We start from the raw sequence: 16,001 nt of genomic DNA on the forward strand, positions 1-16,001 counted from the left end.
TTAAGCCTTTTTGACAGGCTTTTTCAGCACAGGCAGGTTAGTCATCACGCCTAATAGGGCAAATAAACCTGAAGACACTAATGCCGCTTGCCCTAAAGAAAGAAAAAATATCAGCGGTGAGGGCAGATTGGCGTTAACGGCGAACAGCTGAATTTGACTGACATCCAGTCCGAGATTGCGAGCAGTGAATCCCACCATCAGCAAAATTATCGCTGACCCATACAGCATGTTAACCATCCATTTAAAATCGGGGTTTGTCTTTAACCAGACTTTCATCCAGTGAGGTTGGGTTATTTTTTGGCTGAAATGCTCAACGATTGCTAAACCCAAGCAAAAAATCCCTAAAATCCAGAGTGCCTGAGTCAGTGCCCACATAAAAGCGACATGCTGAAGGTCGGGATTCTGTTTTGTTAGTTGAATGACCGCTTTTGGCGATATACTCCCTGCGCCTACCCCAACGGTATAAAAACAAGACACCAACAGCATGAAAAACGAAGCGAAACCAGAGTTGATCGCTTTACTTATTGCATGCGTTTTCGTTAATCCTGTGAGTAATGAGATTATTCTTTTCATTTTAGGGTTCTCCAAAAAAGTTAATCGGTTAAGCTGATGACAGCTGCTTCCTAAAGCCCTATCCCATGGCATGAGTGAGGAATACTTTCAAGAATATTTAATAAACACATAACACTTCCTACACTCAGCGTTAGCACTAACGCAATATCAAGCACAACTCGCCTTTTCCCTGTTTCATCCAATCGAATAACACTAAAAAACAATGCGGCAATCATCAGAAACGTAATTATCAAGATATCCAATCCCCCTCCTCCCCTCTCACGGTTTAACCTGTTTCAATTTCGCCAGTAACGCAGGGTCTTTCCGTTGCGCCATTTCAAAAATAATGTCATTGATGTTAGCGCCTTCCTTTAGGCGTTTTTCCCGATAGGTGAAGTCGTCACCGCGGGAGGAAAACAGTTCATTACTTAACGGGTCGAGCATTAATCGATGAAAGCTGCTATAACCGCCCACACTTAAATGCACGGCGCTAAATCCGGCGCGGCTGGCAGGGGGGAACTTTTGAATTAATGCCCACTCCATCTCGTTAAACGTCGCAGGTTCTTCTTTTTGAAAGGTGGTAAAGGCTTTTACGTCTTGCATCATGGTGAATTTAAAACTGCTATTGTCATAACACGCCAGTGACGCGGTACTCAGGTTTTTATCACGGATACCCTGGGTCAAGGTACCAAATGAACCATTATGTTTACGGGCGGTACGGTAACCTTCCTCGATAAAAGCCCTGACTTTGGGGCTTTCGGCATCCAGCAGCTTCCAGCCTTCATCTATGATGTTCATCTTGCGTAAGCTACGCGGCGTGTTGTACATCAGGTTCTCTGACCACAACATCAGCGTAAACAACACCGCCATAAGTAAATCCCGATTGGCTTTTAAGCCACCGAGTTCGGTGACCACAAAGCGCATATCCGGCTTTAAGGTCGGCTCACTGCTGTTAAAGTATTTGCCGTATATTCCTTTGGTAGTATATTTATTCAGCAATACCAGAATTTCATCAATGCGACCGGTGATACGGCTGGCTTCTTGGATTTTCCCGCGATGTTTTTTTAGATAATTAACGACATCATCGATACGCATATCCTGTTTTTTGTTCGGCCAGGATTCGGTGATAGCTTCCAGTATCAGTGATTCATGCACTTCATCCATCAACCCATTGGGACTGGCCAGAATGCACAACTGGTCACGAATGCGCTCAGCGCTCAAGGTGATATCGGTGATATTGGCAAACGGATTAAAGCGCAAGGTTTCCCCGTTAATGTAGGTGCCACCCACACTCTGGCAAAAGGCTTTGTAACTATCCCCGATATCAAAGATGGACAGATACCCGCCACTATCTAACACCTGCCTGGCAATCGTCTGTGCCAGCACCGATTTCCCTGCGCCGGCGGTACCCGACGCAAACCAGTTAAAGTTAGTATTCGGCAAGCTGCCATCAAAAATATCCAGAAACGCCAGTTGATGGCGGTAACTCGGGAAGACTATCCCTGCCTGACTGAGTTTGTTATCGGCGATAATCGGCATGAGATTGACCGCCTGAAAAGATTCTGCACGCTGAATGGCACCGGTTTTTAAGAAGTCCTTCCAGAGCTTCGGATTATCCCCCACCGCAAAGGGAAGATGCCCCAGGAAGTTACGCATCTGCATTAAATCAGCTCTCACCATATTAAGCCCCTGCATCGAAAACGCTTTTTTGGTGCGCTCCGCTTCTTTGGCGGCTTCCTCTTCATCATCACGACAAAAGAGCGTGACGCCGAGATAATAACCGGATAGTGACGTCGCGGTGGACAGTAATCCTTCGCGCAAACTCTTCCATTCCGCGTGCTGGCGTTTGGTTGACGGGATATATTTGGCATAAGACGAGGAGACTTTCCGCTCCAAATCCAGGAAATTCTTATTGGCTTCCCCCTGACTACGCGACTGGTCTTCGGTTTGAATAATAAAACTCATCACAAACGGGCAACGGATACCGTTTTGCGGATTAAGCAGATTGGAAATAATATTGCCGTTTTGCCAGAGGTAGTGCTCTCTCGGATTGCTGTCGAGATTAAAATGAATGGCACGGGTGGAAAACGGGTTATCTTCTTCATTGCGCCCCGTGATTTCCACATACCCAGGCTTAAACCAGTAGCAGGTGTTGTTGTGCACAATCTGCTGATTAATGTCTTTGTCTTCTATCCACTCTGATGAGTATGGTTTTAATCTTTCCGTATCCAAATTAACCATTTCCCGCATCATCTGCAAAAATCGGGTGATTGACGTATTGTCAGCATGGATATCGGACGCATTGAGCGCACTTAACAGATTACGCCGGATTTCACGCACTTTAATGATTTCACTTTCCGTTACCCGCTTGCACGGCTGGCAGAACGCAAAAAACAGATGATAATCTCTAATAGTGAGTGGCAGATTTTGCGGATTGGCAAACTGATTGCGAGCGGCATCAAGATAAAACCCTTGCGTAATCTGATTGCATTCATCGGCACGATTGCCTTGCCAGCTAAAATCCCGCAATCCGGTGGTTAATTTCTCATGCACTGTTTGACTGGACAGTAAAATCACCTGCAGCGGAATATCACGCGGTAAATTGTTCTTAACCAGTTCTTCTAATGATTCGACCAGCTTTTCATTTGCACCGATTAAGGGTTGCGCTTCCAGTAAAAATCCCAGTGAGTGCTGGTTAATGAAAAGTTGATGGTCGGCTTCATAATCCCGATAGGGTAATAAGTCGCGTAAATGCGGATAATCCATCGACTCGAGCTTTTTCATCGTTTCACGGGTGGTGTCTTTTTCCATTAAAGCATTACCCACCAGTTCAATGATTTTCAGCGGATTGACATGTTTTAGCATCACACCTTCTCCACATTTGCCCAACTGGACGGAGTGGTCACGAAATAAACCACTTCGCCGGCATGAACGACTTCATCCGGTGACACGTAAGGAGCAATCCAGGCGCGCGTAATGCGCTCCACTTGCCGAGACGGCGCGCTGATTTCAGTCAGACAAGGGCTTGCGGGACACGCAAAACTGGACTGTGCGGTGACGTTATTCGTTAACCAGCGTGAAGACAGATTTTTAGCCGGTAACGGTAATGGGTTGTTTCTATTCTGCGGTCGCTCGGTTAACACCGTCACCGCGGGTTGCAAATTGTTTAACTGAATTAACCGGTAAGCGGATAGATTCAACCCTGTAGCGGACTTGACGACCCCCCCTTTATGTTGGGCAGTCGAGTGGCTGGCGGTATCGGTCATCGCATCCGCTTCACTCATCCAGTAACCGGAATCTTTGGCGGGTTTGCCAAATTCAAACTCACTATTCATGCCAGCGCAGCCTGAGAGCAAAATAACGCTACTGATAAGCCATATGCGATAACTCAGCATGATGTTGCCCCCTTTCTGTTAGATTTTTTCCGAAAAATCGCGATTGCCAACCTCAAAAAACAAAGTATTAAGGTGGTAGCCAATGACAGACGAAAAACGGGGGTGAGCAGCTCGACAGCGTTATCAAACGTTAAGTACATCGCATCCGGTTCAAACGGATAACTTATTGACAAATTGCCGCTTAATGCAAAAGCAAGCGTAAACCAGACAAACGTCAAGGGGAAATAAAGACTGACATGCATTATCAGTTGCAAACCATGCAGGGCGGTTCTTTTAACGATTGACGTATTTTGCTTAACAGGTAAAATCGCGCTGCTTTTTGTGCTCACCCCATTAAGGGATGGATGTCTAATGATGGCTCTCTGCGCTAACGTATTCATGGATTTATTCCTCTTTGACTGGTTTCATCCTGGTTAATTTCGACGGAAAAGACGGATGACAAGCCGTAAAGCGCAAAGTATCAGCGTGATACAAAGTGACAGGCGAAAAACCGGTTCAAGCAGTTGCCAACCTTCATCCATAGCCTGACTAACATCGCTAAATTTAAAGCCCTCATCCGTTGATAAAGACCCAACATAAAAGAACGCCATCGTTAACCAGAAAAAGATAACCGGTAAGTAAAAAAAGCCGTTTTTAACCTGTTGTAATGTGTGTTCAACGCCATGATTAATGGCGACGATGATTTTTATGGCTAACGTATTCATGGCTTCACGCCTCCGTTATTTGAAGGTGGTTTTGTTGGTGTGACAAAATCGGATAAATCCATTGAGGCCGCACTGCCTAACTGATTAAGTAGCTCCGGCGGGAGGTTGGTTTTTACGCTGTTGCTGACGTTTTTCGCCAGTTGGGTGGGTGATTCACTGGCCTTCTTCGCTGCCAAGTCTTCAATAAACTCCGCCTTAAAGCCTTTTTGGAAAACCACTTCGACGCGATTAGCAGCACCTATCGGGATAACCGGATGATATTGCTCAGCGCGTTCAATGTAGTAATCCGCCAGTTTATTGGCTGCCGTTGATGCCCCACTTCCTAGCGCTTGTCTGGCGACTTCCTGGGTGGTGGCCTGATGGGCTGCGCCCATGCCGACGGTGGTGCTACCAATTTGCGAGAAGGCGTTACCCAAACCGCCTAACGCACCCGCACCAAAGGCCAGTCCGAGCATGGCACCATTTCGCATCACCGGTATCCCTTTAATGCCGTTTTTGCCATAAAACCCGACATGCCCTTCAACCACCTGGTCAATATGTTTATTGTTAATGACACACGACAGGCGCTCAAGTCTCACTTCTGCCCGTTCGCTGGATATCTCACCCCAGGCCGACGCGGTGACAAAGCAGTGGGTTAACTTGTCGAGCTTTTGATTGCCAGGCAAATGGGCAAGACCGGTTAATTTAAACTGCATGGCGACTTTTTTTGTTTCGCCTTTTACAGACGCATTGGCATCCGCTCCTTCCAGTACAATGGCGGTTGAAAACGTTCCTGACGGGACATAAAAGCCCGATGAAGCATTGTTTTCTTTTTTCGGATAGGTAAAACGGGTGCTTTCAAGTTGGCCTTTGGGCGACTGGATAACAATTTTAGGCGGATGGCTCACCTGACTTACCCCTGGTGTTGGACTGCTTTCCATTGCTTTTTTGTTATGCTGGATTTCAACCTGAAGTTGACCCACATTGGCCTTTAACTGGCTATTTTCGTTTTTAACCGCATCAAAATCACGCTTGATACCCTGAATTTCTTTTAGCAACACGTCCATTGTCTGCCGGTTCGCTTTTTCGCTTAGCTGGGCATCGGTGACCACATTGCCTTGCACCTTGTTATCAAAGGTATTGGTGATGGCGCCTGTTAAATCCGGCTCCTGAGTGGTGGTATTACCTGATTGCACAGTGCTGTCAGTGGCGGTTAGTTCAACCCCTGAGGCTTGTCTGTTTATCCACCAAAGTAGCGTGAAAACCGCCACCACAGCGAGGCCAATGGCACTAAATACCACCTTTTGATTTTTTCGGATAAAATGATTGATATTCATTCCGGTTTCTCCTTAATCAGAAGAAACAGCGTGACCTGCTCATGGGGTCGTAAGGTGTTAACGGTCGGATTAAACGCAATGGCCATCGTTTGCGGAACCCAAAAAACTCGCTCATTTAATTGAATAGGTTGTGAGGTTTTGTTCTCAATATTAACCCGTAGTAACCGAACGTGTTTACCCTGAAAGCTCACACTGTCCCGAAAACGAAAGTTGGCTAATACCGACGCTGACCAGCTGACGTTTACACGACCATTTTTAACAAAACCGGTGGGAATATTGTCGTTCATCGCCGCCGTGAAGGTACGGGTAATAAACTGACTGTAAGAATCGCTGGTCTTTTCCCACTCTTGCGCCACCGCATCGGCTTTTGCTTCGGCATTTATCACACTGACATTAATACCTTGGGATTTTTTGACCGGTATGGCATTGACGGTAAAACCAAACCCTTTTTCGGTTTCAATGTAGAGCGAAAACGGCGCGGTTTCCTCGGTGGTAAAAATCAATGCCCCACTGTCAGTGGTTTTTTTATCGGCGAGCTTGCCGGCGGCGCTATTGGCTTCAACAATCCGGTCGTTCATCACCGCAATCACATTCGGTTCACGATTACTCACCGTCAGTCGCACGGCGCTATTGGGGGTAACGGTCAGGGTTTCTGCCCAAACCGAAGCAGAAAGCAACATGAGACTTAAGAAAACCGTCGTTTTCATACCGATAACTCCACAAAATCCGTTAGTTTCAATGCCCCGTCACGCGTCTCAAGTCGCAAGCGATAGTGCTTGTCGACCGGCTCCACCGCTTTAATGCCGTAGAAGAAATGCAATTCGCCGGTAATATCCACCACACCACTATCAGGATTCACTTTGACTTCCTTCAGATAAAAGGTAGAGCTGGCTTCATTAATGTTCATCCGTTGGCGCTCTTCGGCTAACACTTCTATTAATTTTTCGCGTAAATGGGCATCACTGTAAGCCAGCAATAAATCATGGCTGTCTTTGATGGTTTGCGCGGAGACGTTCAAACGCAGATTAAGCAGACTTAAGGCCATCAGCCGAAGATAACGCGCATCACCGCGCGTGCCGTAAAAACTAAAACCTTCGTGGTCAACCATAGGGGTCACAATCGTGTGATGATTGTTAATAAGCTGAGAAGTCAATTCCCTGTTCTGCATCAGCAATCGGTAACAAATTCCCAGACTGAGCACCGTTATCACCACACAGGTCACGACCCCGATGGCCAGTTGTCTTTGTGATGATTTTCGCAGTTGATAATCCATGCACGCTCCTCACGCTATCCAGTACCGTTTAAAACTCTCGGGTAAAACAGTGATAAAAAAACGCATAATGGAAGTCGGTAAACACCAGTACGCCAGCCCCAACAGACAGCTTGACCCCTTGCCTTGCTTAAGACGACGAAGCCCAACAAAGGCGACGGCTAATGCGGGGGCAAATATCCACATATTGACGAAAATCGTACAGATAATTAACGGCAAATAAACCACCACCTCATCCATCGGCAACCCACAAAAACGGCGCTGATGCGTCAATGTGGTCGGAAACTGATAGCGAGAAGCGGCATCCATTTAAATCAACCCGAAGACCACGTTAACAAACACAATCACCGCCGCAATCCCCCCAAATACCGCCAGATTTTTGGTTTTTACGTAAGCAAAAATCGCGGCAAGGATTTCCAGTACGTACAGAATCCAGACAACGGTCGAGCCTTTGCCAAAGGTACTTTTCACCACCTCCTTACCGCCACTGAATAAATCTTTAGTGGCGGCCGCGGCGGCCGGCGCCTCATCGGCATAAACCTGCATAGCCGGAAATAGCATTAATATTCCGAAAAACGTCATCGTTAATAACGATTTTTGTTGTTTTAACATCCTGAGGATAGCTACCGCACCCACAGTGAAAGGGTTTTTTAGGTACGAAGAGATCTTGCCGTTCATTTAAGTCTCCTTAAAACGGTTAATGATTAAATTGAATACGTTTTTACTTGTTAAAATTGATTAAATAGATTACTTATCACTTTTCGAATTCTGTTTCGTTTATTGCTTTCCTCATTTCAACTTGATGGTTACCAGAAAAAATCGACCTTTTGTCTGAGTACAGACTTAGGAACGTAACTGTTTAGCCCTGTTGATTGACAGTATTCGACTAATCCATCAAATCCGGATACGTCAATTTTGCGGTAAAGTTTATCGTTACAAAAATGTAACTGATTATTTCAAAAATCATTTTATTATCAATTATTCTCTCGAAACCGCCGACCTTCTGTTGCAATATCCGGAAAGTTCTTTAAATGATCAAAAAGTCGAATGGTCGCCTCTTGTGTTTTGCTCCGTCTGGAACGTGCAGCTGCTTGAGATAACAACCGATTCATCTCTGGTGTTAGCTCCACTACCGTCGCTACCGATGAAAACGTTTCATCCTTCTTCATAGGGTTTTTCTATCCTTAAGATCCAATGTCGCGGTTGTTATAAGCATAGAAAAATCCAGAATTTCGAATAGCCCCATAAAATGGGGCTTGACAAACAACAAAATTTAAAATTTTTGGCATTAAATCTTTACCAACGCTCCTGGACACAATGCAAATATCAGTACTCTTCTAGCAATAACTGCCTCAAGTTCTACTTTTGAATGTACTTGCAATTTTTCCATGATATTACCTAATTGTTTTTGTACTGAGTCAGTTCTAATCCCTCTTAAAGAGGCAATATTTTTAGGTAAAAAGCGCATATAAAGCCACATAGCGGTATCTATTTCTTTGTTAGATAATTCAGGAAAGGCCGGATAAAAAGGTGAAAAATCCCCACTATCAACATTAATCATTATTAGCTCCTTAGCTATTTTGTTAATAAACAGAGCAATAAGCTCAATTAACTGCATGGGAACTAATACGTTGTCTGTCAGAAGACAGTAGTCGAGGAGGAATATAACGATTTATCCCTTTTTCTCGGCAAAAAGCCCTTAGCTGACAAGCTGAATGCACGTTGACCTTTCCGTAGATGGTTTTCAAATGAGACTCAACCGTTAAGCGCGAAATATCTAGCCGTCTAGCCATTTCCTTGCTGCTTAAGCGATGTATCGTGAAAAAAAGAACTTCCCACTCTTTAGCAGTAAACAGTTTGTTTGTATTTTCCGTAGTAACGGCATAAGGTTTTATGCCATCGACATACTCCATCGGCGACAAAAACAGGAACTCGTGAGCATGGAAGAACGTGCCTAGGTAGCTATTTTCACTACAAAAAAGCGGTAAGAAATGGAACTGCCAAACGGTGGGCGATTTCTTGAAATCAGCAGGCAAATTGCACATCAAAGAGAATGGCGATTTTTCGCTTTGTACTCTCTCTATCAGCGTTTTCAATTCGACAGAAAAAATCATTGAGTGAAGCAAATCTGACATTGTGAGATTCATTTGAAATTCGCCTTCACTATCAACAAATCCACAAGGAACGGCACTACTCAAAAAGAATTTAATCATCTCCGATTTCATACCGCACCTCCGATACTCAGAAGGTACTCACGCTGACGGGTTGTAAGGTGTTTTGACGTGTGAGCAAAGCTCAAAAGCTGCTCAATTGATATGCCACACGCTTTCATTATGCGTGCAATATGCGTACTATTTCGCATAGTCCGACTCCTAGTATCGTTAGGGTTTGGATTAGCTGAGTGCTGGAGGTAATGACTCCAGCACTCAGCAACAATTAATGATTATTTTTATGCACAATTACTTTATCTTTTTCATCAATTTCACAGTGCCAACCTGTTATATCGGATAATTCAAATAAATTTTTTCTTAACTTAAAACGAAATACTCTTAATTCGGAAATTTCACTTCCACAAAGTCTCTTTAATGTCTCAACTTTAATTGGCAAAGGTTTTGCGTGGCTACAATAAAAGCCAAATAGCCATTGAGTTAAAGGTTTGCCTTTTAATTTAAGGCGCAATGCTTTTGTTATACCTGTCCATCCAGCATCGCCAAAACAATCAGCAAGTTTAGGATTTAAAACAACACAATTTTTACCCGTTTTTTCATCTCGATAATGCTCTGAAATTAAACTTCCAGCATAAGTATATTTACCATCTGAAATTTCGATATCACTAACCCTTAACCTCAAAAAAACAGATTTTAACCATTCGTGATCGGATTTTCCTGTATTACGTTTTATATTTTTTAAAAAATCATAGGAAGAGAATATAACAGTATTCCCAAGAGGATTATCTTGGCAACGTTGTAAACATTCTAACCAAACATCAAGATCTGATTGATCTAACTGTTCTCCTGTATACTTAACGCTATAACCATTGATAGTTGCTTTTAATATACTTTTTTCAAATCTCCTCGCCCCCTTAGCCACTACTCCAAATAATGCGCTTCTCAATATTGTATTAGGTACAGGAATTTGAGTTTTTTTACTAATTGGCAAGTATATTTCCTTATATACGTTATTGTTATGATCTAAATTATTATCATTTCCATTAGATATGGGGTTATTTATTTCTAATTCTTTAACTTTTTTAATTGAATTATCTTTTTTTTCTGCAATTTTATTTGCTATGTATTGCGTTCTTTCCCAAATACTTTTCATTATTTAGCCTCTTTCAATAATTCTTTGAAAAGAAGCTCAAAAATAGCTACCATATTATTTGCTAACATAAAGCCTCTTAATTGGTCGGTTAGCTACTGCCCCTTGAACATTCGAATTGGAGAGGGGCAGAAACTATTTTAAGAAAAGTCTAACGGTACCCTTTGAAACGATAATATTTTTAGTTAAAAGCCAATCAGATATTTGCTGAAAAGAAAATCCTCTCTCTCGCATTTCTCTCATTTCTTTTTCGTAAGGCTCTAATAAACCTCTTTTACGACCTTTCGGTTTATCCATTAGATGAAATTAGCCCTCAAGTTCACAATAATATTTTTAATCATTTTAATCATTTTAATCAAACTTGCAAGTAATTTGATTTAAAAAATCAAACACGGGATAGCGGTAACGCAAACACGGGATAGCGGTAACGCAAACACGGGATAGCGGTAACGCAAACACGGGATAGCGGTAACGCAAACACGGGATAGCGGTAACGCAAACACGGGATAGCGGTAACGCAAACACGGAATATTGAAAATTCAAACTCATAAATGGTTGTAATAAAAAAGATTTAACAAAAATAAAATAAATAAATACAATGAGTTATGCTAATTTTGGAAAATAAATAGGAAGGTAATATTTAGCTTAGTGAATTTATAAACCATTGATTTTAAAGGGAAAAAAACAAACAAAGGCGTTATGTAACTTATTGAAAATAAAAGAAAAAATAAAAAAATAAAGCCACCCCAAAAACCAGCTAATCTTTTATAATCAAAAAAATATAATCTTTTTTAATCGGCCTTACCCCCTGTGGATAACTTTTTTCCATCCAAAAACCATGAACCCCAAAATATGTTACTACTGAGTGACCGTATTTCTTTTTTATAATTGTTATATTCCGCTTCCTCGTCTGCTCACTCGCTATGCTCGGTCACAGACTGTGGCGAGCGGTGGAATTTTAATTAAAAAGATTTTTTTGAGTTAATTAACTCTGAAACATTGCACTATTCAGTTGCTACAGCTAGCATCACTAGAATTAACAACTTATCGATTAATTCAGGCACAACATGAACAAACCAGAACTTATTAATCAAATCGCTGGAAAAGCCAATTTAACCAAAAAAGATTCAGAGAAAGCACTTAACGCATTCATCGAAACGGTGACAGAAGCACTAAAAGCTGGCGATAATATACAGCTAGTTGGCTTTGGGAGCTTTCAGGTTAAGAAACGGGCAGCCAGAGAATCACGTCACCCAAAGACGGGCGAACCACTTAAAATTGCTGCTGCAAACGTACCGAGTTTTAAAGCTGGCCAAAGACTCAAAGAGGCGGTGAAGTAATTCATGACTTACAACGCAAGTTCATGTATGTATAAGAATTTCAAAAATAATTTAATAAAAAATTAACATTAGCAATCCCCAAATCCATTCTAGAGTCTGATAGTGAATTTTTCACTTGAGGTCGACATCAGGAATCGATTTTAAGGCACCTAGAACGCTCTGTAAGGCGTTTTCTCAATATAGGTAACCCAAATAGTGCTTTTTGATTTGAGACGCTTAGAATGCGATACAGCGCGTTTTTTGATATCGGTACTTACAGGCTATCGATTTGCAGCGTAGCTGCTTCGTTCAAAATCAAGGTAAAAAGACGGGGCTTCGCCCAACTACGATGTCGCGACTAATCGTCGCTCCGCATTACTGAAAAACCCATCGCTGGAAATATCTTTTGTCTTCGACCATTAAAGACCTGTCTCTCTGCAAAGCCTGTTAAAACCAAAACCCGTCTAGCAGGGATGCTACGCATGGGTTACGTGCAATATATCAATCTCTCACCGCTTCGCGGGTTTCGGCGATTTAACGATTGAGTTTCTCTGTCACTATTGCGTGTCGCCTTACATGCCTAACGGCATTAAAAACAAATTCGGGCATCCAAACATACCTCCTCAATCCAAAAATAGCTTCTAGAGGCTGAGAGTGAAATGTGGGTTTGAGATAGCCATCAGGAATCAATTTTTGTTGGTAAATATTTTAGCCAAAGTTGCGGAGAATGAAAAAACGGCACAGGGTTAACTCAAGGATGCCTCTAAAACCGCCTGTAATCGATTTTGGGCGGTTTTCTTGTAATTGGTCATGAAAAGACACCAATAACAAAAAATAAACGCACCTGAGAAGATAGGGTGCGTTTTTGTATGGCTGGATTATGATGTCTGATATGTAATGAATAAATAGCGTATTTAATATAGCCTGTTTGTTTGCCATAATTCAATCTGACGCTAGCCATCATTGAAGATATCGGATGAGTAAAAAATTTACCCCAACGCCCCACGATAGTGTATTCAAGCAGTTTTTAAGTGAAAAAGAAACTGCCCAAGATTTTTTTGATATATGGCTACCCGATGAGATTAAGGCATTGTGTGACTTAGATAGTCTGAAAGTAGAATCTGGCTCTTTTATCGATAGTGAGATGAAAAATTACCAGAGTGATATCCTGTATTCAGTCAACACAAAAAAGGGTAGCGGATATATCTATGTATTAATTGAAGGACAATCCACGCCTGATAAGCTCATTGCATGGCGATTGATGCGCTATAGCATGGCCGCGATGCAAAAGCATTTAGACGCTGGATACAAAGAATTACCGTTGGTTTTCCCTATCTTGTTCTATACCGGTGATAAAAGCCCTCATCCCTATAGTACGAATTGGTTTGACTGTTTTCATGACAGGAAACTCGCCGAACGTATTTATACCAATCCCTTTCAATTAGCTGATGTTACAACCTTGGATGATGGTGAGATTATGAAGCATAAGCGAATGGCTTTGTTAACTTTGATACAAAAGCACATTCGCCGACGGGATATGACGGAGCTTATGCATGAAATTGTCACGCTGTTGTCGTATAATTATTATACCGATAATCAGGTTATCACGATGTTTAACTATCTCATCCAAGAAGGTAATGCACAAAAACCCATGGAGTTTATCACCGAGATAGCTAAACAATCAGAGAAACACGAAGGAGCACTTATGACTATTGCTCAAGCATTAAGACAAGAAGGATTGCAAGAAGGATTGCAAAAAGGCAAACTTGAAGGCTATCAGTTAGGCAAAAATGATGGGGTTCAAGAGGGCGAAAAACACGCATCGATGAAGATAGCGCGCCAACTTCTTGAGAAAGGTGTAGAAAGAGATATCGTGAAACTATCAACGGGTCTCACTGATGCTGAAATGAGTAATCTGTTTAAAGATTAAACTATGACAGAACGAAAAAAATTAAGCCTTAATCGTCCTAGCAAGGCTTCACAAGAAGAACTGCCCCAAAGTAACTCAGTTTACCGTAAAAAGGTATGGGTGAATGCTACGCCCAAAAAACAGACAAAAAAACCGAAACCTCAAAAGGTAGTAAAACAACAGCCCAAGAAGACGGTTGTTAAACCTAAACAGGAAGTGAAGGTTAAAATTCCAAAACCACCCACGCCGCCTAAAAAGCGATTGCCGTTAGAAGAAGCCATCTCACAGATAACCACTTTTTGGCCTAATCTTTTCCCTAATGGCAAGTTGTGCCCCATGAAAATTGGTATCCAGCAAGATATGTGGCAAGAAGTGAAGGAAAGAGGGTTTTCAATAGCGAAGAAGCGGTTAAAATCCTGCTTAGGCAGCATTGGGCATCATACTGATTATCGGGTACTTATCCAGTTAGGGGCGTTTCGTTATGACAAAGATGGTCAGATAGTCGGAGAGGTCACCCAAGCGGATGTTGAGGATAATCTGCAACGTTTGGCTCGAAGAAATAAATCAAACCATCAATCTACTAGTTTTTAATGTATAAGAATTTCAAAAATAATTTAATAAAAAATTAACATTAGCAATCCCCAAATCCATTCTAGAGGCTGATAGTGAATTTTTCACTTGAGGTCGACATCAGGAATCAATTTTAAGGCACTTATAAAGCTCTTTAAGGCGTTTTCTCGACATAGGTAACCAAATGGTAGCGCTTTTGGATTTGAGACGCTTAGAATGCGATACAGCGCGTTTTTTAATATCGGTACTTACAGGCTATCGATTTGCAGCGTAGCTGCTTCGTTCTGAGATTTTTCTATTTATATATTATGCTGAATTAAACTTAAAAATAGAGCGTTTTTTTATTGGTGCGAAACTCGTGACATTGTTATTCAGTGATGATAAAACGAGAGTTATCATCACTGAATATGCAGTTTTTATCAAAAGCTAACCTTCAATTTTGGCTTTTTTTGTTGAATAGTTTTTTCGCATTATTAGCTGTATTGTTGGCAGGAGGTTTTGGTTGCTTTTCCACTAATTCTTTAGGGTCTATCACCGAAGTGGTGCTTATATTGACTAAATTATCACCCAATCGTTTCCCCTTAAGTGCTCTGACTTGTATTGATAAATTATCACTTTTTAGCAAATTTTTGTATTCTTCTTGAGAAATTGCTATCCACTCAGACCATGTCTGATCAGGGCTAAGAGGGTTGATCACCCTTTTTTGCCATGCGACTATTTCATAAGTATCTTCACTCAATAGTTCAATTGGTGCGGTATCTTTCTGGAGAGTTGAAATAAGAATCATGTTTAAATCACTCACGCTAATCAGATTTTGAGTAAACAAACTTAATATTGTCGGTAATTTATCGTTGAACTTTTTCAATTTCATGGTAAGTGATAAAGAATCACGAACTGCCTTCGCTTTATTCCTTTCTTGGGTGATATAATCAAATAATTCCTTTTGTTCAGGCACATCTGTATTTAAATAAACAAATATTTTTTTATTATTATTCATACTTCACCTGTTATTCAGCGTGAATTTTATGCAATGATTTCACTAAGGCGAGTTGAGGTGTTTCAAGTTTAACAACTCTGTTGCCTAAATTTGCCCAGTGTGATTTTAAATAAGGGTACACCATTTCAGCCCCACCTCCTGTCAAATAGAGACGTTGGAAGCTAGTATTACCATCAAAATTTTGCTCAATATGATTAATGCATGATTGAGCAAGTTTACTTAACGATAATTTTAATTGTTCTTTTAGTTGCGGTATAAGTTTTGAATTATTCACCATCGATGAAATATCTTCATTATTTAATAGTTTTTGCACTAATATATCGGTGATATTAAAATTAAGATTAGTTTCCGCTTTGATAAGTGAGTGGGACATTTCTTTAATTAAAGATTGGGTGCCAATTGTATGATCGCCTGAAACTTTAACCACATCTTTAAAGTCACCCATGACTAGCCCGCAATCTAATGTGGTGCCACCTAAATCCATAATCAGTGACATTTCATAGTCAGAGACTTGCGTTTTTTCCAGTTCAGAAACCAGTGCTGGTATAGATTCAGGGTAAACGTACACGCTATTGAACGTGAACACATCTCCTTTATTTAAGGAAATATCCCGCTTAATATTTTTTATTTTTCTTTCAATATTTTGTGTAT

Annotated in this window: 20 protein-coding genes; 3 read left to right on the forward strand and 17 right to left on the reverse strand. The window is 41.5% G+C overall.

Features of this window, described 5'->3' with window-relative positions:
• The 15 genes from V3224_RS22980 to V3224_RS23050 all read right to left on the reverse strand — a co-directional run bounded on the left by V3224_RS22980 (position 1) and on the right by V3224_RS23050 (position 10,852).
• Entirely contained in the window at positions 1 to 573 is a 573-nt protein-coding gene (locus tag V3224_RS22980; RefSeq protein WP_334472928.1) for a hypothetical protein, read from the reverse strand.
• Positions 574 to 831: 258 nt separating this feature from the next.
• Positions 832 to 3,417, reverse strand: coding sequence for a type IV secretion system protein TraC (gene traC, locus V3224_RS22985; protein ID WP_334472930.1), 2,586 nt, complete (start codon positions 3,415 to 3,417; stop codon positions 832 to 834).
• Positions 3,417 to 3,947, reverse strand: coding sequence for a type IV conjugative transfer system lipoprotein TraV (traV, locus tag V3224_RS22990; RefSeq protein WP_334472932.1), 531 nt, complete (start codon positions 3,945 to 3,947; stop codon positions 3,417 to 3,419). The genes traC and traV overlap by 1 nt, the downstream gene beginning before the upstream one ends.
• Positions 3,941 to 4,327, reverse strand: a complete 387-nt coding sequence (locus V3224_RS22995) for a hypothetical protein (protein ID WP_334472933.1) — start codon at positions 4,325 to 4,327, stop codon at positions 3,941 to 3,943. Before V3224_RS22995 ends, traV begins: the two co-directional genes overlap by 7 nt.
• Positions 4,328 to 4,360: 33 nt before the next feature.
• Positions 4,361 to 4,651, reverse strand: coding sequence for a hypothetical protein (locus V3224_RS23000; protein ID WP_334472935.1), 291 nt, complete (start codon positions 4,649 to 4,651; stop codon positions 4,361 to 4,363).
• On the reverse strand, positions 4,648 to 5,967 hold the full coding sequence (locus V3224_RS23005) for a TrbI/VirB10 family protein (protein ID WP_334472937.1): 1,320 nt from the start codon (positions 5,965 to 5,967) through the stop codon (positions 4,648 to 4,650). Before V3224_RS23005 ends, V3224_RS23000 begins: the two co-directional genes overlap by 4 nt.
• Positions 5,964 to 6,674 (reverse strand): TraK domain-containing protein, encoded by a 711-nt coding sequence (locus V3224_RS23010; protein WP_334472939.1) that lies wholly within the window; start codon positions 6,672 to 6,674, stop codon positions 5,964 to 5,966. The genes V3224_RS23005 and V3224_RS23010 overlap by 4 nt, the downstream gene beginning before the upstream one ends.
• Positions 6,671 to 7,240, reverse strand: a complete 570-nt coding sequence (traE, locus tag V3224_RS23015) for a type IV conjugative transfer system protein TraE (protein WP_334472941.1) — start codon at positions 7,238 to 7,240, stop codon at positions 6,671 to 6,673. Before traE ends, V3224_RS23010 begins: the two co-directional genes overlap by 4 nt.
• 9 nt (positions 7,241 to 7,249) lie before the next feature.
• Positions 7,250 to 7,546, reverse strand: a complete 297-nt coding sequence (traL, locus tag V3224_RS23020) for a type IV conjugative transfer system protein TraL (RefSeq protein WP_334472943.1) — start codon at positions 7,544 to 7,546, stop codon at positions 7,250 to 7,252.
• The gene (locus tag V3224_RS23025) at positions 7,547 to 7,915 is read right to left on the reverse strand and encodes a type IV conjugative transfer system pilin TraA (RefSeq protein WP_334472945.1); all 369 of its coding nucleotides are present in this window, start codon (positions 7,913 to 7,915) and stop codon (positions 7,547 to 7,549) included.
• A gap of 296 nt (positions 7,916 to 8,211) precedes the next feature.
• Positions 8,212 to 8,406, reverse strand: a complete 195-nt coding sequence (locus V3224_RS23030; protein ID WP_334472947.1) for a TraY domain-containing protein — start codon at positions 8,404 to 8,406, stop codon at positions 8,212 to 8,214.
• 119 nt (positions 8,407 to 8,525) lie between these two features.
• On the reverse strand, positions 8,526 to 8,798 hold the full coding sequence (locus V3224_RS23035) for a helix-turn-helix transcriptional regulator (RefSeq protein WP_334472948.1): 273 nt from the start codon (positions 8,796 to 8,798) through the stop codon (positions 8,526 to 8,528).
• Positions 8,799 to 8,841: 43 nt separating this feature from the next.
• A complete protein-coding gene (locus V3224_RS23040) occupies positions 8,842 to 9,462 on the reverse strand; it encodes a helix-turn-helix transcriptional regulator (RefSeq protein WP_334472949.1) in 621 nt (206 codons plus the stop codon).
• A 211-nt stretch (positions 9,463 to 9,673) separates the two neighbouring features.
• Complete coding sequence (gene trfA, locus V3224_RS23045) at positions 9,674 to 10,558, reverse strand: plasmid replication initiator TrfA (RefSeq protein WP_334472950.1); 885 nt, start codon at positions 10,556 to 10,558, stop codon at positions 9,674 to 9,676.
• A gap of 132 nt (positions 10,559 to 10,690) precedes the next feature.
• Positions 10,691 to 10,852 (reverse strand): hypothetical protein, encoded by a 162-nt coding sequence (locus V3224_RS23050; protein WP_334472951.1) that lies wholly within the window; start codon positions 10,850 to 10,852, stop codon positions 10,691 to 10,693.
• A 770-nt stretch (positions 10,853 to 11,622) separates the two neighbouring features.
• Here V3224_RS23050 and V3224_RS23055 point away from each other — a divergent pair.
• The 3 genes from V3224_RS23055 (at position 11,623) to V3224_RS23065 (ending at position 14,374) form a co-directional block, all read left to right on the forward strand.
• Positions 11,623 to 11,895 carry an HU family DNA-binding protein gene (locus tag V3224_RS23055; protein ID WP_334472953.1) on the forward strand — a complete coding sequence of 91 codons (273 nt, stop codon included), beginning with the start codon at positions 11,623 to 11,625 and terminating at the stop codon, positions 11,893 to 11,895.
• Positions 11,896 to 12,850: 955 nt separating this feature from the next.
• On the forward strand, positions 12,851 to 13,804 hold the full coding sequence (locus tag V3224_RS23060) for an Rpn family recombination-promoting nuclease/putative transposase (RefSeq protein WP_334472955.1): 954 nt from the start codon (positions 12,851 to 12,853) through the stop codon (positions 13,802 to 13,804).
• A gap of 3 nt (positions 13,805 to 13,807) precedes the next feature.
• Positions 13,808 to 14,374 carry a ProQ/FINO family protein gene (locus tag V3224_RS23065; protein WP_334472957.1) on the forward strand — a complete coding sequence of 189 codons (567 nt, stop codon included), beginning with the start codon at positions 13,808 to 13,810 and terminating at the stop codon, positions 14,372 to 14,374.
• Between the two features lie 412 nt (positions 14,375 to 14,786).
• Here V3224_RS23065 and V3224_RS23070 read toward each other — a convergent pair whose 3' ends face one another.
• Both V3224_RS23070 and parM read right to left on the reverse strand, forming a co-directional pair.
• Complete coding sequence (locus tag V3224_RS23070) at positions 14,787 to 15,350, reverse strand: hypothetical protein (protein ID WP_334472959.1); 564 nt, start codon at positions 15,348 to 15,350, stop codon at positions 14,787 to 14,789.
• 10 nt (positions 15,351 to 15,360) lie between these two features.
• The coding region (gene parM / locus V3224_RS23075) for a plasmid segregation protein ParM domain-containing protein (protein WP_334472960.1) at positions 15,361 to 16,001 on the reverse strand (641 nt) is incomplete at its 5' end.

Origin of the sequence: Arsenophonus sp. PmNCSU2021_1, assembly GCF_036919435.1 — a bacterium.
Lineage (GTDB): Bacteria > Pseudomonadota > Gammaproteobacteria > Enterobacterales > Enterobacteriaceae > Arsenophonus > Arsenophonus nilaparvatae.

Excerpts from the sequence above, each read along its gene's own strand:
- V3224_RS23025 (WP_334472945.1), bottom strand. The coding sequence starts at position 7,915 with ATGAACGGCAAGATCTCTTCGTACCTAAAAAACCCTTTCACTGTGGGT.
- traC (WP_334472930.1), bottom strand. The coding sequence starts at position 3,417 with ATGCTAAAACATGTCAATCCGCTGAAAATCATTGAACTGGTGGGTAAT.
- V3224_RS23060 (WP_334472955.1), top strand. The coding sequence starts at position 12,851 with ATGAGTAAAAAATTTACCCCAACGCCCCACGATAGTGTATTCAAGCAG.
- traL (WP_334472943.1), bottom strand. The coding sequence starts at position 7,546 with ATGGATGCCGCTTCTCGCTATCAGTTTCCGACCACATTGACGCATCAG.
- V3224_RS22980 (WP_334472928.1), bottom strand. The coding sequence starts at position 573 with ATGAAAAGAATAATCTCATTACTCACAGGATTAACGAAAACGCATGCA.
- V3224_RS23050 (WP_334472951.1), bottom strand. The coding sequence starts at position 10,852 with ATGGATAAACCGAAAGGTCGTAAAAGAGGTTTATTAGAGCCTTACGAA.
- V3224_RS23055 (WP_334472953.1), top strand. The coding sequence starts at position 11,623 with ATGAACAAACCAGAACTTATTAATCAAATCGCTGGAAAAGCCAATTTA.
- V3224_RS23005 (WP_334472937.1), bottom strand. The coding sequence starts at position 5,967 with ATGAATATCAATCATTTTATCCGAAAAAATCAAAAGGTGGTATTTAGT.
- V3224_RS22995 (WP_334472933.1), bottom strand. The coding sequence starts at position 4,327 with ATGAATACGTTAGCGCAGAGAGCCATCATTAGACATCCATCCCTTAAT.
- traV (WP_334472932.1), bottom strand. The coding sequence starts at position 3,947 with ATGCTGAGTTATCGCATATGGCTTATCAGTAGCGTTATTTTGCTCTCA.
- trfA (WP_334472950.1), bottom strand. The coding sequence starts at position 10,558 with ATGAAAAGTATTTGGGAAAGAACGCAATACATAGCAAATAAAATTGCA.
- traE (WP_334472941.1), bottom strand. The coding sequence starts at position 7,240 with ATGGATTATCAACTGCGAAAATCATCACAAAGACAACTGGCCATCGGG.
- V3224_RS23010 (WP_334472939.1), bottom strand. The coding sequence starts at position 6,674 with ATGAAAACGACGGTTTTCTTAAGTCTCATGTTGCTTTCTGCTTCGGTT.
- V3224_RS23040 (WP_334472949.1), bottom strand. The coding sequence starts at position 9,462 with ATGAAATCGGAGATGATTAAATTCTTTTTGAGTAGTGCCGTTCCTTGT.
- V3224_RS23070 (WP_334472959.1), bottom strand. The coding sequence starts at position 15,350 with ATGAATAATAATAAAAAAATATTTGTTTATTTAAATACAGATGTGCCT.
- V3224_RS23000 (WP_334472935.1), bottom strand. The coding sequence starts at position 4,651 with ATGAATACGTTAGCCATAAAAATCATCGTCGCCATTAATCATGGCGTT.
- V3224_RS23065 (WP_334472957.1), top strand. The coding sequence starts at position 13,808 with ATGACAGAACGAAAAAAATTAAGCCTTAATCGTCCTAGCAAGGCTTCA.
- V3224_RS23030 (WP_334472947.1), bottom strand. The coding sequence starts at position 8,406 with ATGAAGAAGGATGAAACGTTTTCATCGGTAGCGACGGTAGTGGAGCTA.
- V3224_RS23035 (WP_334472948.1), bottom strand. The coding sequence starts at position 8,798 with ATGATTAATGTTGATAGTGGGGATTTTTCACCTTTTTATCCGGCCTTT.